This is a genomic window from Mitsuaria sp. TWR114 (assembly GCF_007997345.1).
Genome location: NZ_VOSR01000479.1, coordinates 1 through 4106 on the forward strand (window position 1 = coordinate 1; position 4106 = coordinate 4106).

Annotated in this window: 2 protein-coding genes and 1 pseudogene; 2 read left to right on the forward strand and 1 reads right to left on the reverse strand. The window is 69.5% G+C overall.

Going from position 1 to position 4106, the window contains the following annotated elements; genetic code table 11:
• Positions 1 to 127: 127 nt before the first annotated feature.
• The gene (lplT, locus tag FUT87_RS17175; RefSeq protein WP_147241801.1) at positions 128 to 1366 is read right to left on the reverse strand and encodes a lysophospholipid transporter LplT; all 1239 of its coding nucleotides are present in this window, start codon (positions 1364 to 1366) and stop codon (positions 128 to 130) included.
• Between the two features lie 198 nt (positions 1367 to 1564).
• Here lplT and FUT87_RS17180 point away from each other — a divergent pair, with 198 nt between their 5' ends.
• Together FUT87_RS17180 and FUT87_RS17185 are read left to right on the forward strand one after the other, a co-directional pair.
• Positions 1565 to 3628: a ribonuclease catalytic domain-containing protein gene (locus tag FUT87_RS17180; RefSeq protein ID WP_147241802.1), complete on the forward strand. Its 2064-nt coding sequence runs from the start codon at positions 1565 to 1567 to the stop codon at positions 3626 to 3628.
• An 11-nt stretch (positions 3629 to 3639) separates the two neighbouring features.
• Positions 3640 to 4106: pseudogene (locus FUT87_RS17185) on the forward strand (energy transducer TonB); the annotation flags it as partial.

Below are 4106 nucleotides of genomic sequence, written 5' to 3' on the forward strand. Positions count from 1 at the left end.
CCGGCAGCGGCGCCCGCTTCCAAAAACTGACCAGGCACGTTCTGTCTGACCAAAGCGAGCCGAAGGTGAGCGGCGGGAGTTGAGTGCCCAAAGCGGGCGCCGCTGCCGGCCCCGGGCTCCCTTCACCTCACACCAGAGAGCGGTTCGAAGAGGTCGGCGCCACACCATCACGGACGCGACGGCGGATCATCAGGATCAGCACGCAGGCGAAGACGAAAGCGCCCAGCGCGCTCATCAACCAGACCAGCGGAACTCCCATCGCCTGCAGCGCGGTGTAGCAACCCAGCATCAGCAAGATGCTCAGGTTCTCGTTGAAGCCCTGCACCGCAATCGAACGGCCAGCGCTCAGGATCTGCACGCCACGGTGCTGCAGCAAGGCATTCATCGGGACCACCATCGCACCACCCACCGCACCCACCAGCACCATCGCCGGCAGCGCCCAGCCCAGCGACGTCACCCACGGCGTGCCCAGCATCAAACCACCCAGCATCAGACCCAGCGGCATCACCCGCAACGAGTGGTGCAACGCAATCCATCGGCCCGCCAGACCCGCACCCACCACAACCCCGATCGCCACCGTGGCCTGCAGGTACGCGCCCTGGTTCAAGCGCAGACCCAGCACGTCCTGCGCCCATTGCAGGACCGCCAGCTGCAAGGTCGCACCCGCACCCCAGAACAGCGTCGTCATCGATAGCGACAAGCGACCACCCAGCCGGTCGCGCCACAGGGCGCGGTTGGAGATCCGGAAATCACGCACGATGTCCAGCGCGCGGCGCGGCGGCCGGGGATAGACGATGCCGCTCTCGGGCACGCGCAGCTGCAGCAGCGCCGCCAGCGCATAGACGCCCAGCAGCGCGTACAACGACGCGATCAGCGGACGCGCCACACCCCATCCCCCCATCGCCGCCATCCACCACGGGCTGACCAGCAGGCCGCCGACCAGCGTGCCCAGCAGCACCGAGCACACCACCGACACCTCGATCCACCCGTTGGCCGCCACCAGGCGCGTCGGCAGAACGATCTCCGTGATGAGGCCGTACTTGGCCGGCGCATAGCAGGCCGCGGCCGTGCCGACGATGCCGAATGCCAGCAGCGGATCCAGGCCCAGCGCCATCGCGCCGACCCCCAGCGCCTTCAGCCCATTCATCCAGCTCATCAGCGCCACCTTGGGCCAGGCATCGGCGATCAATCCCACCACCGGCGCCAGCCCGACGTAGGCGAGCGTGAAGCACAGCTTCAGCAGCGGCGCCCACCAGGCCGGCTGTCCCATCTCGCGCAGCAGCGCGATGCCGACGATGAGGAGCGCGTTGTCGGCGAGCGCGGAAAGGAACTGCGCGGCAATGAGGGTGTGGAATCGTGGGGGCATGTGGGGTGGCCAGTGCGCGGCGAGTATGCGAAGGCGCCGTGACCGACCGTTGACACGCGATTGACATCGCCGCGACAGCCTGCGAACAGCCCCCGCGGCGCGTCCGCATCCGCCGGGTCGCCACCCGGAACGAATTGACACGCCCGCCGCGCGGACCCGTCCGGCACCCCCTCCACGATCAGCGACAATCCCGCCGCTATGTTTGCCCTGTTCGAAGACGCCGGAAAATTCCTCGCCGGCCGCATCCTGTCCGAAGCCGAATCCTCGATGCAGATCGAGCTCGATTCGGGCAAGCGCGTCAAAGTGAAGACCGCCCATGTGCTGCTCAAGTTCGACAAGCCCGCGCCGGCCGAGCTGATCGCGGAGGGCCAGCGCCTGGCCGCCGAGATCGACCTCGACCTGGCCTGGGAGTTCGCGCCCGAGGGCGAATTCGGCTTCGCCGACCTGGCCCGCGACTACTTCGACGAGAAAGCGACGCTCGGCCAGCAGACCGGCGCGCTCTTCCGCCTGTTCGAGGCGCCGCACTATTTCCGCCGGATGGGCAAGGGCCTGTTCAAGAAGGCGCCGGCCGAGATCGTCAAGGCCGCCTTGCTGGGCATCGAACGCAAGAAGCAGGTCGCGGCGCAGATCGAGCAGTGGGCCGACGAGCTCGCCGCGGGTCAATGCCCGGCGCCGATCGGCGACCAGATCTACAAGATCCTCTTCCGCCCCGACAAGAACGGCCCGGAGTACAAGGCCGTCGTCGAGGCCGCCAAGCGCAGCCACAAGGCGCCGCTGGACCTGCTCAAGGACGCCGGCGCGATCGCCAGCCCCTACCAGTTCCACTGGAAGCGCTTCCTCTTCGAGCACTTCCCCAAGGGCACCAGCTTCCCCGCGCTGTCCGCGCCGCAGATCAGGGACGAGCTGCCACTGGCCGGCGTGCGCGCGTTCTCGATCGACGACTCCGCCACCACCGAGATCGACGACGCGCTGTCCGTCCAGGGCCTGGGCACCGGCACGGTGGTCTTCGGCGTGCACATCGCGGCGCCGGGCCTGGCGATCCAGCCGGACTCGCCGGTGGACAAGGTCGCCCGCGAGCGCTTCTCCACCGTCTACATGCCGGGCTGGAAACTCACCATGCTGCCCGACGACGTGGTCCAGGCCTACACGCTGATCGAAGGCCGCGACTGCCCCGCCGTCAGCATCTACCTGACGATGGACGAGGCGACGCTGGAGATCACCGCCCGCGAGACCCGGCTCGAGCGCGTGCCCATCGCCGCCAACCTGCGCCACGACAAGCTGGACCACGTCATCACCGACGCCACGCTGACCGGCGCGGCGCCGGCCGACTACGACTTCGCGCCGGAACTGGCCTTCGCCTACCGCCTGGCCAAGGACCTCAAGGCCAAGCGCGAGGTGGTGCGCGGCAAGCCCGAGACCTTCAACCGGCCCGACTACAACTTCCGCCTGGAGGGCAACGGCGAGCACGAACCGGTGGGCGCCGAGCAGGTCAGCATCTCGGTGCGCCAGCGCGGCACTGCGCTGGACCTGATCGTGGCCGAGGCCATGATCCTGGCCAACTCCAGCTGGGGCGGCATCCTCGCCGACTGCGGCGTGCCCGGCATCTACCGCAGCCAGGCCAGCCTGGCGCCGGGCATGAAGGTCCGCATGGGCACCAAGCCCGCGCCGCACGCCGGCATGGGCGTGGCGCAGTACACCTGGGCGACGTCGCCGCTGCGCCGTTATGTCGACCTCGTGAACCAGTGGCAGATCATCGCCTGCGCCCGTCACGGCAAGACCGCCGCGCTGGCGGCGCCGTTCAAGCCCAAGGACGCGGCGCTGTTCTCGATCATCTCGGGCTTCGACGCCGCCTACAGCGCCTACAACGGCTTCCAGTCCGGCATCGAGCGCTACTGGACGCTGCGCTATCTGCAGCAGCAGGGCATCACCGAGCTGACCGCCGCGGTCCTCAAGGACGGCCTGGTCCGCGCCGACGAGCTGCCGCTGGTGTTCCGCGCGCTGGGCTGCGAATCGCTGCCGCGCAACAGCCACGTCAAGGTCCGCATCACCGGCCTGGATGAGCTGACGCTGGAGGTGCACGCCAACCTGGTCGAGCGCCTGGATGCCGAGGCCGCCCCGTCCGGCGACGCGGAAGCCGAGGAGGACGAAGAGCCCAGCGGCGTGCTGACGCTGGCGATCGACGTCAACGACGAAGGCGCGGATAGCGCCGACACGACCAAGGGCACGGACGGCGCGGCGACGCCCGCCCCCGCCGCCTCCTGATCCGCTTCCGCATGTTCACGATGCCCAAGCTCAGCCTCCTGCAGTACGCGCTGATCGTCTCGGCCGGGGTGCACCTGGGCCTGGGGACGCTCAAGTTCGTCGCGCCCGACCAGTTCGACCGCCTGTTCCAGGACACGCCGCTGGAGGTGGTGCTGGTCAACGCCCGCGGCCAGGAGGCGCCGGTCAAGGCGCAGGCGCTGGCACAGGCCAACCTGGCCGGCGGCGGCGAGATGGCGGCGGACCTGCGCGCCACGTCGCCGCTGCCGCCCTCGCCCAAGGCCGAGACCGGCGACAGCACCGAGGTCCAGCACAGCCAGATCCAGCAGCTGCAGGTGGCCCAGGAACAGCTGCTCACCCGGGTGCGACGCGAGCTTGCGCTGCTGCCGCCGCCCGACCCCCAGCGCGACAAGGGCACGCCCGAGGCGCGCGAGCAGGCCGAGCGCCGCCGCCAGCTGGTGCACCTGCTCGCCGAGATCGA